We start from the raw sequence: 17,319 nt of genomic DNA, 5'->3' as shown, positions 1-17,319 counted from the left end.
CCTCATGCCGCAGCTCACCCGGACCGCCGACCTCGGGACCCCCGACCTCGCCCACTGGCAGCACCGCCTCGACACCCTCCGCGCCACCCACGACGTCCCCGGCGCGACCCTCGCCTTCCTCGTCGACGGCGAGATCCACGAGCTGGCGAGCGGCGTGCTGAGCCGGGCGACCGGCGTGGAGGCGACGGCCGACTCCGTCTTCCAGCTCGGCTCGATCGCGAAGGTCTACACGGCCGCCCTCGTCATGCAGCTGGTGGAGACCGGCGAACTCGACCTGGACGTCCCGGTGGTGAAGGTGCTGCCGGAGTTCGCGACGGTCGACCCGGCGGCCACCGAGGTCATCACCCCCCGCATGCTCCTGTCCCACACCAGCGGCCTGACCTGCGACTTCCACCTCGACACGGGACGCGGAGACGACGCGATCGCCAAGTACGTCGAGGCCGCCAAGGGCGTGGCGATGGACTGCCCGCCGGGTACGGCGGTGTCGTACAGCGGGATCGGGTACGTCGTGCTCGGCCGGATCGTCGAGGTGCTGACCGGGCTGACCTGGGACCAGGCGCTGAAGGAGCGGGTGCTGGCGCCGCTCGGGCTCACGCACACGATGACGCTGCCGGAGGAGGCGCTGCCGTTCCGGGCGGCCATGGGGCATCTGGCGGGGGAGGACGGGCAGCAGACCCCGGCCCCGGCCTGGGACCTGATGCCGCGCGCGGCGGGCCCGGGCGCCCGGGTGCTCGCCACCGCCGGCGACGTGGTCCGGTACGCGAAGGCCCACCTCGACGGCGGTGCCGGGATCCTCCGCCCGGAGACGGCCGCCGCCATGCAGCGGCGCGAGACCGACGTACCCGACAAGTGGACGGTCAGCGCCGACGGCTGGGGTCTCGGCTGGACCCTCTACGACTGGGACGGCGTCCCGGGCTACGGCCACGACGGCGCCGCCACCGGCCAGTACGCCTTCCTCCGCGTCGTCCCCACCGCCGGTGTCGCCGTCGCGCTGCTCACCAACGGCGGCTCCTCGCGGCTCCTGTACGCCGATCTGCTGCGCGAGCTGATGGCGGAGCTGGCCGGGATCACGATGCCCGCGCCGTTCGCCCCGGCGGAGCACCCGCCCACCGTCGACATCACTCCCTGGCTCGGTACGTACAAGAGGGAGGGAGTCGTCATCACGATCAGCGAGAGGAACGGCACACCGCACCTCGTCTACGCCTTCGTCGGCGGGATGGTGGGCTACTCGCCGGACCTGGAGATGGAGCTCGTGCCCCTGTCGGACACGGTGTTCGCGGGCGCCGGCGGCGGTGCCTCGTTCGCCGAGGACTGGATGCCTGTGGTCTTCGCCACGCTGAAGGACGGCACGCGGTGCGCCTACATTGGCATGAGGGCCGCGCCCAAGGCGGCATGACCGCCGGGTATGACGCTCCGCTCACCGAATCCTCACCAGCCGGTCCACGCCCTCGTGAGAGCAAAGTTCCTTCCCGGTGACTCGGTGCCACAGGCAGGAAACGCGCTCTCCCTACCTTCAGGACTCATCACCCCTCATCACCGCATCGCAACACTTGAGCCCGGAGAACCGTGGAGGCGTCATGACAGCCCCGAGCACAGCCCCCGCCGCGAGCAGGGGAGGCCGCTGGATCGAGCAGTGGGATCCCGAGGACGAGGCCTTCTGGAACGAGACCGGTGAGAAGGTCGCCCGCCGCAACCTCCTCTTCTCGGTCCTCTCCGAGCACATCGGCTTCTCCATCTGGACCGTATGGTCGGTGATGGTCCTGTTCATGGGCCCCGAGTACGGGCTCACCCCGGCCGACAAGTTCTTCCTCGTCTCGATGGCCACGCTGGTCGGCGCCATCGTCCGCATCCCGTACACCTTCGCGGTGGCGATCTTCGGCGGGCGCAACTGGACGGTCGTCTCCGCGAGCCTGCTGCTCATCCCGACCGTCGCGGCCTTCATCGTGATGGAGCCGGGGACGTCGTTCAACACGTTCCTGATCTGCGCGATGCTCGCCGGCATCGGCGGCGGCAACTTCGCCTCCTCCATGACCAACATCAACGCCTTCTTCCCGCTGCGGAAGAAGGGCTGGGCGCTCGGTCTCAACGCGGGCGGCGGCAACATCGGTGTCCCGGTCGTGCAGCTCATCGGTCTCGCCGTCATCGGAGCCAGTGGCGGCCCGCGCGTGCTGCTCGGGATCTACATCCCCTTCATCGTCATCGCCGCCGTGCTCGCCGCGGTCTACATGGACAACATCTCGTCCGTGAAGAACGACACCGGTGCCGCCAAGGACGCCGTGAAGGAGGCCCACACCTGGATCATGTCCTTCCTCTACATCGGCACCTTCGGCTCCTTCATCGGCTACAGCTTCGCCTTCGGCCTCGTCCTGCAGACCCAGTTCGGCCGTACGCCCCTGGAGTCCGCGTACGTCACCTTCATCGGCCCGCTGCTCGGCTCGCTGATCCGGCCGGTGGGCGGCGCACTCGCCGACAAGTACGGCGGCGCCAAGATCACCCTGTGGAACTACGTCGGCATGGCCGCCGCCACCGGGATCATCGTCATCGCCTCCATGCAGAAGTCGCTGCCGCTCTTCACCACCGCGTTCATCGTGCTCTTCGTCCTCAGCGGCCTCGGCAACGGCTCCACCTTCAAGATGATCCCGGGCATCTTCCAGGCCAAGGCCCTCGCCAAGGGCCTGGAGGGCGAGGAGGCAGCGGCCTACGGTCGCCGTCTCTCCGGTGCCTCGATGGGCATCATCGGGGCGGTGGGCGCGCTCGGCGGTCTCGGCATCAACCTGGCCTTCCGCCAGTCCTTCCTCTCGGTCGGCTCCGGCACCGGCGCCTTCGTCGCCTTCCTCGCCTTCTACGGCCTCTGCTTCGCGGTCACCTGGGCCGTATACCTTCGCCGCCCGGCCGCCGCGGTGGCCCAGAACGCGGCAGCGACGGAGGCGAAGCCGCAGCTCAGCTACGCCGAGGTGTGACATCGCCCATGTCGCCACACCGGTGACGTAACACCAGCGACATCAAGTCGAACCGAGCCTGTCACGCGCCGTTGACAGGCTCGTTCGGCATGAAGGTGCACCACCCGGAGCACTGACCAGGTCTGTCCGGCGGATCAGGCCGACTTCTGACAACGGCGCTTGATGAGCGCCAGTGAGCGGGATCCGGCGCGTGCCGGCCCCCGCGGCCCAGGCCTGCTCCGCCGGACAGGCCTCAGGTGCAAGACTCGAGTGCGGGACGAGAGCCATGTACGAGGAACAGCAGCGACCTGAACGGACCGAGCGACCGGAGCGACCAGCCCAGCGGGAGTCGGAACACGGCCCACTGGCCGGATTCACCGTGGGTGTGACTGCCGCGCGCCGGGCGGACGAACTCGGCGCCCTGCTCCAGCGGCGCGGGGCCGCGGTCCTGCACGCCCCTGCCCTGCGGATCGTGCCGCTCTCCGACGACGGTGAACTGCTCGCCGCCACGAAGGACCTGCTCGACCAGGTGCCGGACATCGTGGTCGCGACCACGGCGATCGGCTTCCGTGGCTGGATCGAGGCGGCGGACGGCTGGGGTGTGGGCGAGGCGCTGCTGGAGAAGCTGAGAGGCGTGGAGGTGCTGGCGCGCGGCCCGAAGGTGAAGGGCGCGATCCGGGCCGCGGGCCTCACCGAGGAATGGTCCCCCTCCTCCGAATCGATGGCCGAGGTACTGGACCGCCTGCTGGAGCAAGGAGTGGAGGGTCGCCGGATCGCGGTCCAGCTCCACGGCGAGCCGCTCCCCGGCTTCGTCGAGGCACTGCGCGCAGGCGGAGCGGAGGTGGTGGGCGTCCCCGTCTACCGCTGGATGCCCCCGGAGGACATCACCCCCGTCGACCGCCTCCTGGATGCCACGGTGAGCAGGGGCCTGGACGCCCTGACGTTCACCAGCGCCCCCGCGGCGGCCTCACTCCTGTCCAGGGCCGAGGACCGCGGCCTGCTCCCCGAACTGCTGAACGCCCTGAACCACGACGTACTCCCGGCCTGCGTGGGCCCGGTGACGGCACTGCCGCTCCAGTCCCACGGCGTCGACACGGTCCAGCCGGAACGCTTCCGTCTGGGCCCCCTGGTCCAACTCCTCTGCCAGGAACTCCCGTCGCGCGCCCGGTCCCTCCCCATCGCCGGCCACCGGGTGGAGATCCGGGGCCACGCGGTCCTCGTCGACGGCGCGCTACGGCCGGTCCCGCCGGCCGGAATGTCCCTGCTCCGGGCCCTGTGCCGCCGCCCCGGCTGGGTGGTACCCCGCTCGGACCTCCTCCGAGCCCTCCCCGGCGCGGGCCGCGACGAACACGCCGTGGAAACGGCGATGGCCCGCCTGCGTACGTCCCTGGGCACCCCCAAACTCATCCAGACGGTGGTCAAACGCGGCTACCGCCTGGCCCTGGACCCGGCGGCGGACACGAAGTACGCGGACGTGTGACGAAGTCGCCCGGTTCCCCGCGCTCCTCATAGGGGCGCGGGGAACTGCGCTACCAGCCCCCGCCCACCCGCACCCGACCGACCCGAATCACCCGGCTCTGCACCCCCCAAGGGGCCCAGGGGCCGGAGCCCGGAGGCTGTCCGGGGTCGAAGGGGCAGCGCCCCTGGGGGACAGGAGGGGACGGGCGGGGACGGGTAGGGGCGGCGGGGGCGAGGCAAATCCAGGGACCATCAACCACAGACTTCCCGCCACACGTGAGCCCCGGCACTGTAAGGGGTACCAACCTCCCAGTCCCCCCGGACCCGGGCGCGCCGACCCCAAGGCGGTGACAGACGGATGGCACCGGCCAGACCCACACCCACCCCCGCGACCCCACCCCGCTTCGACGCCGGCCGCCCCTGCCTGGACCTCCTGGCCACCACCCACCCCCACGAACGCCTCACCTCCCTCGACCACCTCCGCACCTGGATCACCACCACCGGCCTGGTCCCCACCCACACCCCCCTGGACCACGCCACCCCGGACTGGCTGACCGCCTTCCAGGAACTCCGCACCCACATAGCCCAGTTGATCCACACGGCAACCGGCCCCCACACGGAACACCCCCCACCGCCCACCACCCCCCACCCCTTCGACACGTCCCTGGCCCACATCAACGACATCGCCCGCACCGCACCCCCCGCGCCCCAGGCGACCCGCACAACGACCAGCGGTACCAGCGGCAGCAACACCAACGGCAGCGCCCCGTTCGCACTCACCCGCACCCTGGCCGCACCCCCCACCTGCCCCGCCCTCCTCGCCGTACTGGCCCGAGACACCGTCGAGTTGCTCACCGACCCGACCGCCTACGCGAGCCTGCGCCGGTGCGCCGGCGACAACTGCCCCCTCGTGTACGTCGACACCTCCCGCGGCCGACGCCGCCGCTGGTGCTCGAGCGAGGTCTGCGGCAACAGGGAACGAGTGGCCCGCCACCGCCGCCGAACGGCCCTGCCCCGCGCCTGAGTCACCTCCGCGGAGCCCCGCTCGCCCCATTTCCCCCCGCTTGGCGCCGTATTGCCCATCTCCCCTGCGCCGACCGGCAGTTGGGCAACCACCCCGCTCCCGTAAAGAAGCAGCCGTGCTGTTTTTCACATCACGGGAGTGATCTCTTCACAATTCCCGCCCGTGTGTGCCGGGTTTGAAACCGATATGGGCGTGCTTGTCCCCCAGCTGCCCCACCGGTCACAAGTTGAATCGAGAAAGTTGTGGCTCAACTCTGAACACACAACTGATTACCTACGTATCCCGATGTGAGCGACCGACTGGGGGAACCCCCGGACACCGGAGGTAGCCGTGCGCAAGGATTCCGCTGTGGCCGATGAACGCCCGCACAGGGCCCGACATCGCGCATCACAGCCCTCAGAGCCAGACGAGGAGCTGATGCGCGCGCTGTACCGCGAGCACGCTGGACCCTTGCTCGCGTACGTGCTGCGTCTGGTCGCGGGCGACCGTCAACGCGCCGAAGACGTGGTGCAGGAAACTCTCATCCGGGCCTGGAAGAACGCCGGTCAGCTCAATCGAGCGACCGGATCGGTACGCCCCTGGCTGGTGACGGTCGCACGCCGAATCGTCATCGACGGCCACCGCAGCCGGCAGGCCCGGCCGCAGGAGGTCGACCCGTCGCCGCTGGAGGTCATCCCCGCGGAGGACGAGATCGACAAGGCGTTGTGGCTGATGACACTGTCGGACGCGCTGGACGACCTGACCCCTGCCCATCGGGAGGTCCTGGTCGAGACGTATTTCAAAGGGCGTACGGTCAATGAGGCGGCCGAGACGCTTGGCATCCCCAGTGGAACCGTCCGCTCCCGGGTGTTCTACGCCCTGCGGTCGATGAAGCTGGCTCTCGAGGAGCGCGGGGTGACGGCATGAGCAACATCTACGGGGGGTATGGACCGGGAATGCCCGGGTCTGTGCAAGGAGCCCAAGGTTCCGGCGACAACAACATCCACGAGACCGTCGGCGCGTACGCCCTCGGCCTGCTGGATGACGCCGAGGCCACACAATTCGAAGCCCATCTGGCCACCTGCGAGTGGTGCGGTCAGCAGCTCGACGAGCTGGCCGGCATGGAACCGATACTGGCCGCACTGGCGGACCTGCCGGCGGCCCAGGGCACACCCGCCATCGGCGAGTCCCTGGCCGCGAAGCCCAGCTCACGACTCGCGGACCGGCTGGTCGGCGAAGTCGTCGAACACCGGGCCAAGCGAAGCCGGCGGAACTTCTTCGCACTGGCGGCCGGTATCGCGGCGATCGTCGCGGGCCCGACGGCGGTGTTCGCGACGACGGGCGGGGACGACGGGTCGAAGACCGCTGACACGCTTGCGGCCAGCCCGGCCAAGGAGTCCTTCATTCACATGAAGGCCAAGGACAAGGTCTCGTCCACGGACGCGTCCACCCAGGTCACCGCCACGGTCGGCATGGAGTCCAAGGCCTGGGGCACGCACGCGGTCCTGGAGCTGAAGAACGTCAAGGGTCCGAAGAAGTGCTCGCTCATCGCCGTCGGCAAGAACGGCGAGCGCGAGACGGTGACCTCCTGGTCCGTCCCCACCTGGGGTTACGGCATCAAGAACGCCAAGACCGAGCAGGCCAGGAACCCGCTCTACGTCCACGGCGGCGCCGCCTTCAGCCCGGACCAGATCGACCACTTCGAGGTCCTGACCTTCGACGGTAAGAAGCTCGTGTCGGTCCAGGCGTAGCGCATACGGCGCTCTCGCAGCGGAGCGGTGAACGGGACCCCGGACAGGCGCGTAGCCTCCCGGGGTCCTTTTCGCGTACGGTTGACGGCTGCCCAGCACGTCAGAAGGGGGCCCGGGTGGCCGCTCAGGTTCAGCAGGAAACGCTCGACTCCGCTCACGACTCCGCGCGTGAGAAGGAGATCGGCGTCGAACAGGAACATCTGGACCGGGTGTACCGGCGTCTTGAGGAGAAGATCCACGAGGCCGAGTTCCTGATGAACGACGCGGCCAAGCGCGGTCAGGTCGGCACGCCCGGCGCCCTGGCCGAGCGGGACGCCCAGGTCTTCCGCGCGGGTGTCCATCTGAATCGGCTCAACAACGAGTTCGAGGACTTCCTCTTCGGCAGGATCGATCTGCTGCCGGGCAAGGACGGCAAGAAGGGCCCGGACGGCGCGTACACCGCCGTCGAGCCCGCGGAAGGCGCCGTACGCGCCGACAACACCGCCGACATCGCCGAGACCCTCCACATCGGCCGCATCGGCGTCCTGGACTCGGAGTACGCGCCGCTGGTCATCGACTGGCGGGCCCCGGCGGCCGCCCCCTTCTACCGCTCGACGCCCGTCGACCCCGGCCGGGTCGTACGCCGTCGGGTCATCCGCTCCAAGGGCCGCAGGGTGCTCGGCGTCGAGGACGACCTGATGCGCCCCGAGCTGAACGCCTTCCTCGACGGCGCCGAGCTGCCCGTCATCGGCGACGGCGCCCTGATGGCCGCACTCGGCCAGGCCCGCAGCCACACCATGCGGGACATCGTCGCCTCCATCCAGGCCGAACAGGACCTGGTCATCCGCGCCCCCGCCGCCTCCGTGACATACGTCGAGGGCGGCCCGGGCACGGGCAAGACGGCCGTCGCCCTGCACCGGGCCGCCTACCTCCTCTACCAGGACCGCCGCCGGTACGCGGGCGGCATCCTGATCGTCTCGCCGACCCCTCTGCTGGTCGCGTACACCGAGGGTGTCCTCCCCTCCCTCGGCGAGGAGGGCCAGGTCGCCATCCGCGCCATCGGCTCGCTCGTCGACGGCGCCGAGGCCACGCTGTACGACTCCCCGTCCGTGGCCCGCGCCAAGGGTTCGTACCGCATGCTGAAGGTGCTGCGGAAGGCGGCCAGGGGCGCCCTGGAACTGGGCGACGCGCCCAGCCGCCTCCGGGTCGTCGCCTTCGGCCGCCGACTCGAACTCGAGGCCGAGGAACTGGACCGCGTACGCCAGAGCGCCCTCAGCGGCACGGCCCCGGTCAACCTGCTCCGCCCCCGCGCCCGCAAGCTCCTCCTGGACGCCCTGTGGGCCAGGTCCGGAGCCGCCGGCCGGCACACGGACCCCGAACTGGCCGCCGAGCTGCGCTCCTCCTTCGACGAGGACATCACCACCGAGGACGCCTTCATCGCCTTCCTCGACGCCTGGTGGCCCGAGCTGACCCCGCGCGCCGTCCTCAACGCCATGGCCGACGAGCGCCGCCTCGGCCGCTGGGCCCGCCGCATCCTCAACCCCGGCGAGGTCCGCCGCGTCGCCCGCGCCCTGAAGCGGGACGGCCTCTCGGTCCACGACATCGCCATGCTCGACGAACTCCAGGCCATCCTCGGCCTGCCGGCCCGCCCCCGGAAGAAGCGCGATCTGGACCCGCTGGACCAGCTCACGGGCCTGGAGGAGCTCATGCCCGTACGCGAGGAGACCCGGCGCGAGCGCGCCGAGCGGCTGGCCGAGGAACGGACCGAGTACGCGCACGTCATCGTCGACGAGGCGCAGGACCTGACCCCGATGCAGTGGCGCATGGTCGGCCGCCGCGGCCGGCACGCCACCTGGACGGTCGTGGGGGACCCGGCGCAGTCGTCCTGGTCGGACCCCGACGAGGCGGCCGAGGCCCGCGACGAGGCCCTCGGCACCCGTCCCCGCCGCCGCTTCACCCTCACGGTCAACTACCGCAACCCCGCCGAGATCGCCGAACTGGCGGCCAAGGTGCTCGCGCTCGCCATGCCCGGTTCGGAGTCCCCGTCCGCCGTCCGCTCCACGGGCGTCGAACCCCGCTTCGTGCCCGCCGCCCGCGAGTCCCTGTCCCGCACGGTCAGATCGGAGGCCGCCCGCCTCCTGGACCTCGTCGACGGCACGGTCGGTGTCGTCGTCGCCATGAACCGCCGCGAGGAGGCCGCCCGCTGGCTCGCCGGCCTCGGCGACCGCGTCGTCGCCCTCGGCAGCCTGGAGGCCAAGGGCCTGGAGTACGACGCCACGGTGGTCGTCTCCCCGGCGGAGATCGCGGACGAGTCCCCGGCCGGTCTGCGCGTGCTGTACGTGGCGCTGACGCGGGCGACCCAGCAGCTGACGGTCGTGTCGGGGGAGCGGGACGAGCCCGACGCGTCGGGCGTCCCGGACCTGCTGCGGGACTGATTCGGTACTCGGTCGGCGACGGGCCCGCACCCGCGAATGCCCCACCCGCCCCCCGAGTTCTTTCGCGCAAGTCGAAACAGATCCCGTACGGGAATGGCCTTATGGGATCTGTTTGTTAGCCTTGCTGTGGCACCGGCTCGATCCAAGCCCCCGGGCCCAACCTTCGTCGCTACGAGCGACCACTTGCCGCGAGGCGAGCATGGCGGGTCGGTGCCACTGAACGTAGAAGAGGTCCACGTCATCTGTGACGTGGACCTCTTTTCGTTGAGAACAAAACGTTCGCAATCCCCTGCGGCTACCGCCTACTCGGCGGTAGGTGCGACGATCGGACGGCAAAACGCAGCAACGGCAGTAGCTGAAAGCAGAGGAAGTCGGCCATGGCAACGGCGCCCAGCGTCTCCTACTCGATGACGGTCCGGCTGGAGGTGCCCGCGAGCGGAACCGCGGTCTCTCAGCTCACCGGAGCCGTCGAGTCCCACGGAGGCTCGGTGACCGGCCTCGACGTGACCGCATCCGGCCACGAGAAGCTCCGCATCGACGTCACCATCGCCGCCACCTCCACCGCGCACGCCGACGAGATCGTCGAGCAGCTGCGCCACATCGAGGGCGTGACGCTCGGCAAGGTCTCCGACCGTACGTTCCTGATGCACCTCGGCGGCAAGATCGAGATGGCGTCCAAGCACCCCATCCGCAACCGTGACGACCTCTCGATGATCTACACGCCGGGTGTGGCCCGCGTCTGTATGGCGATCGCCGAGAACCCCGAGGACGCCCGCCGCCTCACCATCAAGCGCAACTCCGTTGCGGTCGTGACGGACGGCTCCGCCGTGCTGGGCCTCGGCAACATCGGCCCCAAGGCCGCGCTGCCCGTCATGGAGGGCAAGGCGGCCCTCTTCAAGCGTTTCGCCGGCATCGACGCCTGGCCGCTCTGCCTGGACACCCAGGACACCGACGCCATCGTCGAGATCGTCAAGGCGATCGCCCCCGGCTTCGCGGGCATCAACCTCGAGGACATCTCCGCGCCCCGCTGTTTCGAGATCGAGGCCCGCCTGCGCGAGGCCCTCGACATCCCCGTCTTCCACGACGACCAGCACGGCACCGCGATCGTCGTCCTCGCCGCCCTCACGAACGCCCTGCGCGTCGCGAACAAGGGGATCGGCGACATCCGCGTCGTCATGTCCGGCGCGGGCGCGGCCGGTACGGCCATCCTGAAGCTGCTCATCGCCGCGGGCGTGAAGAACGCCGTCGTCGCCGACATCCACGGTGTCGTGCACGCCGACCGTGCCGACCTGGTCGACGCCGCCGCCGACTCGCCGCTGCGCTGGATCGCCGACAACACCAACCCCGAGGGCCTCACGGGCACGCTCAAGGAGGCCGTGCGCGACGCCGACGTGTTCATCGGTGTCTCGGCCCCGAACGTCATCGACGGCGACGACGTGGCCGCCATGGCCGACAACGCCATCGTGTTCGCGCTCGCGAACCCGGACCCCGAGGTCGACCCCGCGGTCGCCCGTCAGACGGCGGCCGTCGTGGCCACCGGCCGCTCCGACTTCCCGAACCAGATCAACAACGTGCTGGTCTTCCCGGGTGTCTTCCGCGGTCTGCTCGACGCCCAGTCCCGCACGGTCAACACGGACATGATGCTCGCGGCCGCGAAGGCCCTCGCGGATGTCGTCACCGAGGACGAGCTGAACCCGAACTACATCATCCCGAGCGTCTTCAACGACAAGGTCGCGGGAGCCGTCGCCGGGGCGGTGCGCGAGGCCGCGAAGGCGGCGACCTCGGCCTGAGCCGCGCTGTGACGATGGCCACGGCCCCGCGCGCCCGGCGCGTCGCGGGGCCGCGGGCCTTGCACGGCCCTTTAGTGTGGCGGCCAGGCTCAGGCCTGCCGGGCCTGCGGCCCGCTCGCCCGCGTAGGACGCGTCGCCGTGGGCGTGGTGGGCGCTTTCCGTGTGACTCCCAAGGGTGTTCGTGTGACTCCCAGGGGTGCCGGATTGGCTTTCCCGCCGCAGGTGAGTGCAGGATGCGTCCCTGGGCGCGAGGGTCTGACGACGGACCCGGGTCCGCCTCAACGGCAAGAAGAACACGGGAGTAAGAACATGAACCGCAGTGAGCTGGTGGCCGCGCTGGCCGACCGCGCCGAGGTGACCCGCAAGGACGCCGACGCCGTGCTGGCCGCGTTCGCCGAGGTCGTCGGCGACATCGTCGCCAAGGGCGACGAGAAGGTCACCATCCCCGGTTTCCTGACCTTCGAGCGCACCCACCGTGCCGCTCGCACCGCGCGCAACCCGCAGACCGGCGACCCGATCCAGATCCCGGCCGGCTTCAGCGTCAAGGTCTCGGCCGGTTCCAAGCTGAAGGAAGCGGCCAAGGGCAAGTAGACCTTGCCATCTACACCTCACAGGACGGTGTAGCGCGCCGCAGGACGGCCGATGGGGCGGCACCTGGAGGATCTCTCCGGGTGCCGCCCCATCGTGGTTGCACTTACGAATCGCGCCCGTCGTGCCACGCCCGGGACCGGCCTGGAACGCCGGCGGGGCTGGTGGTCACCAGCCCCGCCGAAACGGTTCGCCTGGCGGGCCGCTAGGCCAGGGCCTTGCCCGGCAGCTCGACCTTCGCCCCCAGCGTGACGAGCTTCTCCATGAAGTTCTCGTAGCCGCGGTTGATGAGGTCGATGCCGTGGACGCGGGACGTGCCCTGCGCGGCCAGGGCCGCGATCAGGTACGAGAAGCCGCCGCGGAGGTCGGGGATGACCAGGTCGGCGCCCTGGAGCTGCGTGGGACCCGACACGACCGCGGAGTGCAGGAAGTTGCGCTGGCCGAAGCGGCAGTCCGAGCCGCCGAGGCACTCGCGGTAGAGCTGGATGTGGGCGCCCATCTGGTTCAGCGCCGAGGTGAAGCCCAGCCGGGACTCGTAGACCGTCTCGTGGACGATGGAGAGGCCGGTCGCCTGTGTCAGGGCCACCACCAGGGGCTGCTGCCAGTCGGTCTGGAAGCCGGGGTGGACGTCCGTCTCCAGGGCGATCGACTTCAGCCGGCCGCCGGGGTGCCAGAAGCGGATGCCCTCGTCGTCGATCTCGAAGGCGCCGCCGACCTTCCGGAACGTGTTCAGGAACGTCATCATCGAGCGCTGCTGGGCGCCGCGGACGTAGATGTCGCCCTCGGTCGCCAGCGCCGCGGAAGCCCAGGAGGCGGCCTCCAGACGGTCCGGGAGCGCCTTGTGGTTGTAGCCGCCGAGCGAGTCCACACCGGTGATGCGGATCGTGCGGTCGGTGTCCATCGCGATGATGGCGCCCATCTTCTGCAGCACGCAGATGAGATCTTCGATCTCCGGCTCGATCGCCGCGTTGGCGAGCTCCGTGACGCCCTCCGCGAGGACGGCGGTCAGCAGTACCTGCTCCGTCGCGCCCACGGACGGGTACGGCAGCTGGATCTTCGTACCCCGCAGCCGCCGAGGCGCCTCCAGGTACTGCCCGTCCTCCCGCTTCTCGATCTTCGCGCCGAACTGCCGCAGCACCTCGAAGTGGAAGTCGATCGGCCGGCCGCCGATGTCACAGCCGCCGAGACCGGGGATGAAGGCGTGGCCGAGCCGGTGCAGCAGCGGACCGCAGAACAGGATCGGGATGCGCGACGAACCCGCGTGGGCGTCGATGTCGGCGACGTTCGCGCTCTCCACGTTCGTCGGGTCCATCACCAGCTCACCCGGCTCGTCACCCGGGCGGACGGTGACGCCATGCAGCTGCAGCAGTCCCCGTACGACCCGCACGTCGCGGATGTCGGGAACATTGCGCAGCCGGCTCGGACCGCTGCCGAGCAGCGCGGCGACCATGGCCTTGGGTACGAGGTTCTTCGCACCGCGGACACGGATCTCGCCACTGAGCGGGGTGCCGCCGTGTACAAGCAGTACGTCGTCAGAGCCGTTGACGGTCATGAATCTCGCGTTCCGTGGAGGTGGGCAGGGAGCGTTTCGGCGTCGACGGACCACCGGCGGACCGTTGTTACGGGGCCGATGCGGCGCGAGCCGAAGAGCTAGCGTAAACGCCGCCTACCCCCCTTAAGTAAGCCCAAGGGCCTCACAGGTGGGTCATGAGTCGGACACAACACGAACCGTTCACCGTCGGGCACGTGGGGTCACCGAAATGCCCGTACACCCGGGGCGGGCCCCGCCGCCGTGAGCTGCATTCGAGCGGCTGACGGCATTGCCTCCCCGTAGCCGGGCAAGATGCGGGATCATGTCTGGCATGACCGAGGTGTCCTCGCTCACAGGGCGGCTGCTCGTGGCCACGCCCGCCCTGGCGGACCCGAATTTCGACCGCGCTGTGGTGCTCCTCCTCGACCACGACGAGAAGGGCTCGCTCGGGGTGGTCCTCAACCGTCCGACCGCGGTGGTCGTCGGCGACATCCTGGAGGACTGGGCGCAACTGGCCGGCGAACCGGGGGTCGTCTTCCAGGGCGGCCCGGTGTCGCTGGACTCCGCGCTGGGTCTGGCGGTGATCCCCGGGGGCGGCCCGGTGGACCGGGCCCCGCTCGGCTGGCGCCGCGTCCACGGCGCGATCGGCCTGGTGGATCTGGAGGCCCCGCCGGAACTGCTGGCCTCGGCGCTCGGCTCCTTGCGCATCTTCGCAGGGTACGCGGGCTGGGGGCCGGGCCAGTTGGAGGACGAGCTGGTGGAGGGGGCCTGGTACGTCGTTGAATCGGAGCCCGGGGACGTCTCCTTCCTGAGTCCCGAACGGCTGTGGCGCTCGGTGCTGCGCCGCCAGCGCAGCGAGCTGGCGATGGTGGCCACGTACCCCGACGACCCTTCGCTCAACTGATGTCTGTGACCTTCAGTACCCTTGGCGCTATGAGCACTCTTGAGCCCGAGCGCGGGACTGGTACGGGGACCCTCGTTGAGCCGACACCGCAGGTGTCGCACGGCGACGGTGACCATGAGCGCTTCGCCCACTATGTCCAGAAGGACAAGATCATGGCGAGCGCCCTGGACGGGACGCCCGTCGTGGCCCTGTGCGGCAAGGTGTGGGTCCCGGGCCGCGACCCGAAGAAGTACCCCGTGTGCCCCATGTGCAAGGAGATCTTCGAGTCCCTCGGTGCCGGCGGGGACCAGGGCGGCAAGGGCGACGGCAAGAAGTAACCGCCGGCTTCTGCCAGGGCCGCGGCACCCGAGGGCGGGTGCCGCGGTCTTGTCGTGCGCGTTTGAAAGCCGAGGGCATTTGGCCCCGTGCTTTCGAGGCCCGCAGGGACCGTTGCTTTCAGCGACGCGGGGGGCTGGGTGACAAGCCCCTACCGGGCCGCAGCGGACAAACCGGCCCGGCCCTCCCCAACCCCCGTTGCACAGAACGCGCCCCACGGTCACAAGGTGGTTGAGACCTCTTGTGGGCATGTTCATGTACTCCCTAGCCTCCGGTGTGTTGTGCAGAGCAAAACACGCGTTGCACAGAATGCAACGCGCTCGCCGCTCCCCCCACCGGAGGCCGCCCCCCATGAAGCTCGCCGCCCGATTCGCCGCCCCCACCGCGGTCCTCGCCCTCGCGGCCCTGACCGCCTGCGCCCCACAGACCTCCGACAACTCCTCCTCCACCAAGGACGACAAGACCGGCACCCTCCGCGTCTGGCTCTTCCAGGAGGTGAGCAACAAGCCCAAGGAGAAGGTCGTCGACAAGGTCGTCGCGGCCTTCGAGAAGGCCCACGACGGAGCCGAAGTCAAGATCGAGTACATCCCCGTCGAGACCCGCGCCCAGCGCATCAAGGCCGCCTTCAACGACCCGAAGAGCGCCCCGGACCTCATCGAGTTCGGCAACACGGACACCGCCGGCTACGTCAAGGACGGCGGACTCGCCGACCTCACCGCCGACTTCCCCAGGTGGTCCGACTCCAAGGACTCCGACCCGACCGCCAGAACCTCCGTGACCGTCGGCGGCAAGATCTACGGGGCCCCCTTCTTCGTGGGCGTCCGCGCCCTGTACTACCGCACCGACGTCTTCAGGGAACTCGGCCTCGAAGTTCCGAAGACCCAGGCCGAACTGATCGCGACCGCCAAGAAGATCCGCGCCGCGAAGCCCGACCTCTACGGCCTCGCCGTCGGCGGCGCCTACACCTACGGCGCGATGCCGTTCATCTGGGCGAACGGCGGCGAGATAGCCGTGGGCAAGGGCGGCTCGTACGCGGCGACCATCGACAGCGCGGCCGCCCAGAAGGGCATCAAGGCCTACGCCTCGCTCTTCGGCGACGACAACTGCCCGGCCGCCAAGTGCGCGGGCATGGGCGGCAACGACACGGTCACCGCGTTCGCCTCCGGCAAGGCGGGCATGGCGATCGGCGGCGACTTCAGCCACGCGGCCGTGGAGGCAGGCAAGGTGAAGGGCAAGTACGCCGTCGTACCGCTGCCGGGCGTCGAGTCCGGCTCGGTGGCCCCGGCGTTCGCGGGCGGCAACAACATCGGCGTACTGAAGAGCACCACGCACCGCACCCTCGCCGTCGACCTGGCCGAGCGCCTGACGTCGAAGAAGACCCAGGGCGAGCTGTTCGACGCGATGGGCTTCCTGCCGACGTACACCGACGTACGGACGCGGGCGGCGAAGAAGGAGCCGTTCGTCGAGCCGTTCGTGAAGACCCTCGCGTCCGGGACGAAGTTCGTGCCCGTCTCGCCCGCCTGGGCGCAGATCGACGCCTCGCTCGTGCTGCCGACGATGTTCCAGGAGGTCGTCAGCGGAAAGAAGGACGTGGCCGAGGCGTCGAAGGACGCGGCGAAGAAGATGAACGACGCGTTCTCCTCCGTGGGCTGAACCGATGGCCGCGCAAGAGACCGCCGAGCCGGCGGTCGCCGGGCGGGCCGGGGCCCAGGTCACCAGGAAGCCCCCGGCCCGCGCCCGGCAGCGCGGGGACCGGACCCCCTGGCTCTATCTCGCCCCCGCCCTCGTCGTCCTCGGCGGACTGCTCGTCTACCCGATCTACCAACTCGGCCTGATCTCGCTCTTCCGCTACACCCAGGCCCAGGTCAGCGGCGGCGAACCGACCACCTTCCGGGGGCTCGGGAACTACGCCGAACTGTTCGGGGACCCCGAGTTCTGGCAGGTGCTGCTGGCCACGGTCGTCTTCGCCGCGGCCTGTGTCGTGTCCACCCTGGCCGTCGGCTGCGCCCTCGCGGTGCTCCTGACGCGCGTACGGGCGCTGCCCCGCCTCGCGCTGATGCTCGCCGCGCTCGGCGCCTGGGCCACCCCGGCGATCACCGGCTCGACGGTCTGGCTGTTCCTCTTCGACCCCGACTTCGGCCCGGTCAACCGGGTCCTGGGCCTCGGCGACCATTCCTGGACGTACGGCCGCTACAGCGCCTTCTTCCTCGTACTGCTCGAAGTGGTGTGGTGCTCCTTCCCGTTCGTGATGGTCACGGTGTACGCGGGCATCCGGGCCGTACCGGAGGAGGTGCTGGAGGCGGCGGCGCTGGACGGCGCCTCGCAGTGGCGGATCTGGCGGTCGGTGCTCGCGCCGATGCTCCGGCCGATCCTCGTCGTCGTCACCATCCAGTCGGTCATCTGGGACTTCAAGGTCTTCACCCAGATCTATGTGATGACGAACGGGGGCGGTATCGCCGGACAGAACCTCGTGCTGAACGTGTACGCCTACCAGAAGGCGTTCGCGTCCTCCGAGTACAGCCTCGGCTCGGCGATCGGCGTGGTGATGCTGCTGATTCTGCTGGTGATCACCCTGGTATATCTGCGGCTGCTGCGCCGCCGGGGGGAGGAGCTGTGAGTTCCGTGC

General features: G+C 70.0%; 14 protein-coding genes. 13 read left to right on the top strand and 1 reads right to left on the bottom strand.

What is annotated here, in order from left to right:
- The first annotated feature begins 4 nt into the window (after positions 1-4).
- The 9 genes from SGFS_RS23885 to SGFS_RS23845 all read left to right on the top strand — a co-directional run bounded on the left by SGFS_RS23885 (position 5) and on the right by SGFS_RS23845 (position 11,946).
- Positions 5-1,396, top strand: a complete 1,392-nt coding sequence (locus SGFS_RS23885; RefSeq protein WP_286253204.1) for a serine hydrolase domain-containing protein — start codon at positions 5-7, stop codon at positions 1,394-1,396.
- A gap of 181 nt (positions 1,397-1,577) precedes the next feature.
- Positions 1,578-2,960 carry a nitrate/nitrite transporter gene (locus SGFS_RS23880; protein WP_286253203.1) on the top strand — a complete coding sequence of 461 codons (1,383 nt, stop codon included), beginning with the start codon at positions 1,578-1,580 and terminating at the stop codon, positions 2,958-2,960.
- Positions 2,961-3,225: 265 nt separating this feature from the next.
- Positions 3,226-4,419 (top strand): uroporphyrinogen-III synthase, encoded by a 1,194-nt coding sequence (locus SGFS_RS23875; protein ID WP_286253202.1) that lies wholly within the window; start codon positions 3,226-3,228, stop codon positions 4,417-4,419.
- 336 nt (positions 4,420-4,755) lie between these two features.
- Positions 4,756-5,421, top strand: a complete 666-nt coding sequence (locus tag SGFS_RS23870) for a CGNR zinc finger domain-containing protein (protein WP_286253201.1) — start codon at positions 4,756-4,758, stop codon at positions 5,419-5,421.
- Between the two features lie 330 nt (positions 5,422-5,751).
- Positions 5,752-6,327 (top strand): sigma-70 family RNA polymerase sigma factor, encoded by a 576-nt coding sequence (locus tag SGFS_RS23865; protein ID WP_013003188.1) that lies wholly within the window; start codon positions 5,752-5,754, stop codon positions 6,325-6,327.
- A 29-nt stretch (positions 6,328-6,356) separates the two neighbouring features.
- Positions 6,357-7,151, top strand: a complete 795-nt coding sequence (locus SGFS_RS23860) for a zf-HC2 domain-containing protein (RefSeq protein ID WP_286253194.1) — start codon at positions 6,357-6,359, stop codon at positions 7,149-7,151.
- Positions 7,152-7,267: 116 nt separating this feature from the next.
- Positions 7,268-9,565, top strand: coding sequence for a HelD family protein (locus tag SGFS_RS23855; protein WP_286253193.1), 2,298 nt, complete (start codon positions 7,268-7,270; stop codon positions 9,563-9,565).
- Between the two features lie 377 nt (positions 9,566-9,942).
- Entirely contained in the window at positions 9,943-11,355 is a 1,413-nt protein-coding gene (locus SGFS_RS23850; protein ID WP_286253191.1) for an NAD-dependent malic enzyme, read from the top strand.
- Positions 11,356-11,664: 309 nt separating this feature from the next.
- Positions 11,665-11,946, top strand: a complete 282-nt coding sequence (locus SGFS_RS23845; protein ID WP_286253190.1) for an HU family DNA-binding protein — start codon at positions 11,665-11,667, stop codon at positions 11,944-11,946.
- Between the two features lie 202 nt (positions 11,947-12,148).
- Here SGFS_RS23845 and murA read toward each other — a convergent pair whose 3' ends face one another.
- A complete protein-coding gene (gene murA / locus SGFS_RS23840; RefSeq protein ID WP_286253189.1) occupies positions 12,149-13,495 on the bottom strand; it encodes a UDP-N-acetylglucosamine 1-carboxyvinyltransferase in 1,347 nt (448 codons plus the stop codon).
- A gap of 310 nt (positions 13,496-13,805) precedes the next feature.
- Between murA and SGFS_RS23835 the strand changes: the two genes are divergently transcribed.
- From SGFS_RS23835 to SGFS_RS23820, 4 genes are all read left to right on the top strand, one after another.
- Complete coding sequence (locus SGFS_RS23835) at positions 13,806-14,378, top strand: YqgE/AlgH family protein (protein WP_286253188.1); 573 nt, start codon at positions 13,806-13,808, stop codon at positions 14,376-14,378.
- A 29-nt stretch (positions 14,379-14,407) separates the two neighbouring features.
- On the top strand, positions 14,408-14,695 hold the full coding sequence (locus SGFS_RS23830) for a DUF3039 domain-containing protein (RefSeq protein WP_286253187.1): 288 nt from the start codon (positions 14,408-14,410) through the stop codon (positions 14,693-14,695).
- A 349-nt stretch (positions 14,696-15,044) separates the two neighbouring features.
- On the top strand, positions 15,045-16,346 hold the full coding sequence (locus SGFS_RS23825) for an extracellular solute-binding protein (protein WP_286253186.1): 1,302 nt from the start codon (positions 15,045-15,047) through the stop codon (positions 16,344-16,346).
- A 4-nt stretch (positions 16,347-16,350) separates the two neighbouring features.
- Positions 16,351-17,310 carry a carbohydrate ABC transporter permease gene (locus SGFS_RS23820; RefSeq protein WP_286253185.1) on the top strand — a complete coding sequence of 320 codons (960 nt, stop codon included), beginning with the start codon at positions 16,351-16,353 and terminating at the stop codon, positions 17,308-17,310.
- Positions 17,311-17,319 lie beyond the last annotated feature (9 nt).

This window comes from Streptomyces graminofaciens (assembly GCF_030294945.1).
GTDB lineage: Bacteria > Actinomycetota > Actinomycetes > Streptomycetales > Streptomycetaceae > Streptomyces > Streptomyces graminofaciens.
Note: the sequence above shows the minus strand (reverse complement) of the source record. Positions and strands in the feature narration are given on the sequence as shown.

Coding starts and splice junctions, on each gene's coding strand:
- SGFS_RS23820 (WP_286253185.1), top strand. CDS start 16,351: ATGGCCGCGCAAGAGACCGCCGAGCCGGCGGTCGCCGGGCGGGCCGGG.
- SGFS_RS23875 (WP_286253202.1), top strand. CDS start 3,226: ATGTACGAGGAACAGCAGCGACCTGAACGGACCGAGCGACCGGAGCGA.
- SGFS_RS23880 (WP_286253203.1), top strand. CDS start 1,578: ATGACAGCCCCGAGCACAGCCCCCGCCGCGAGCAGGGGAGGCCGCTGG.
- SGFS_RS23850 (WP_286253191.1), top strand. CDS start 9,943: ATGGCAACGGCGCCCAGCGTCTCCTACTCGATGACGGTCCGGCTGGAG.
- SGFS_RS23870 (WP_286253201.1), top strand. CDS start 4,756: ATGGCACCGGCCAGACCCACACCCACCCCCGCGACCCCACCCCGCTTC.
- SGFS_RS23825 (WP_286253186.1), top strand. CDS start 15,045: ATGAAGCTCGCCGCCCGATTCGCCGCCCCCACCGCGGTCCTCGCCCTC.
- SGFS_RS23860 (WP_286253194.1), top strand. CDS start 6,357: ATGCCCGGGTCTGTGCAAGGAGCCCAAGGTTCCGGCGACAACAACATC.
- murA (WP_286253189.1), bottom strand. CDS start 13,495: ATGACCGTCAACGGCTCTGACGACGTACTGCTTGTACACGGCGGCACC.
- SGFS_RS23835 (WP_286253188.1), top strand. CDS start 13,806: ATGACCGAGGTGTCCTCGCTCACAGGGCGGCTGCTCGTGGCCACGCCC.
- SGFS_RS23830 (WP_286253187.1), top strand. CDS start 14,408: ATGAGCACTCTTGAGCCCGAGCGCGGGACTGGTACGGGGACCCTCGTT.
- SGFS_RS23845 (WP_286253190.1), top strand. CDS start 11,665: ATGAACCGCAGTGAGCTGGTGGCCGCGCTGGCCGACCGCGCCGAGGTG.
- SGFS_RS23885 (WP_286253204.1), top strand. CDS start 5: ATGCCGCAGCTCACCCGGACCGCCGACCTCGGGACCCCCGACCTCGCC.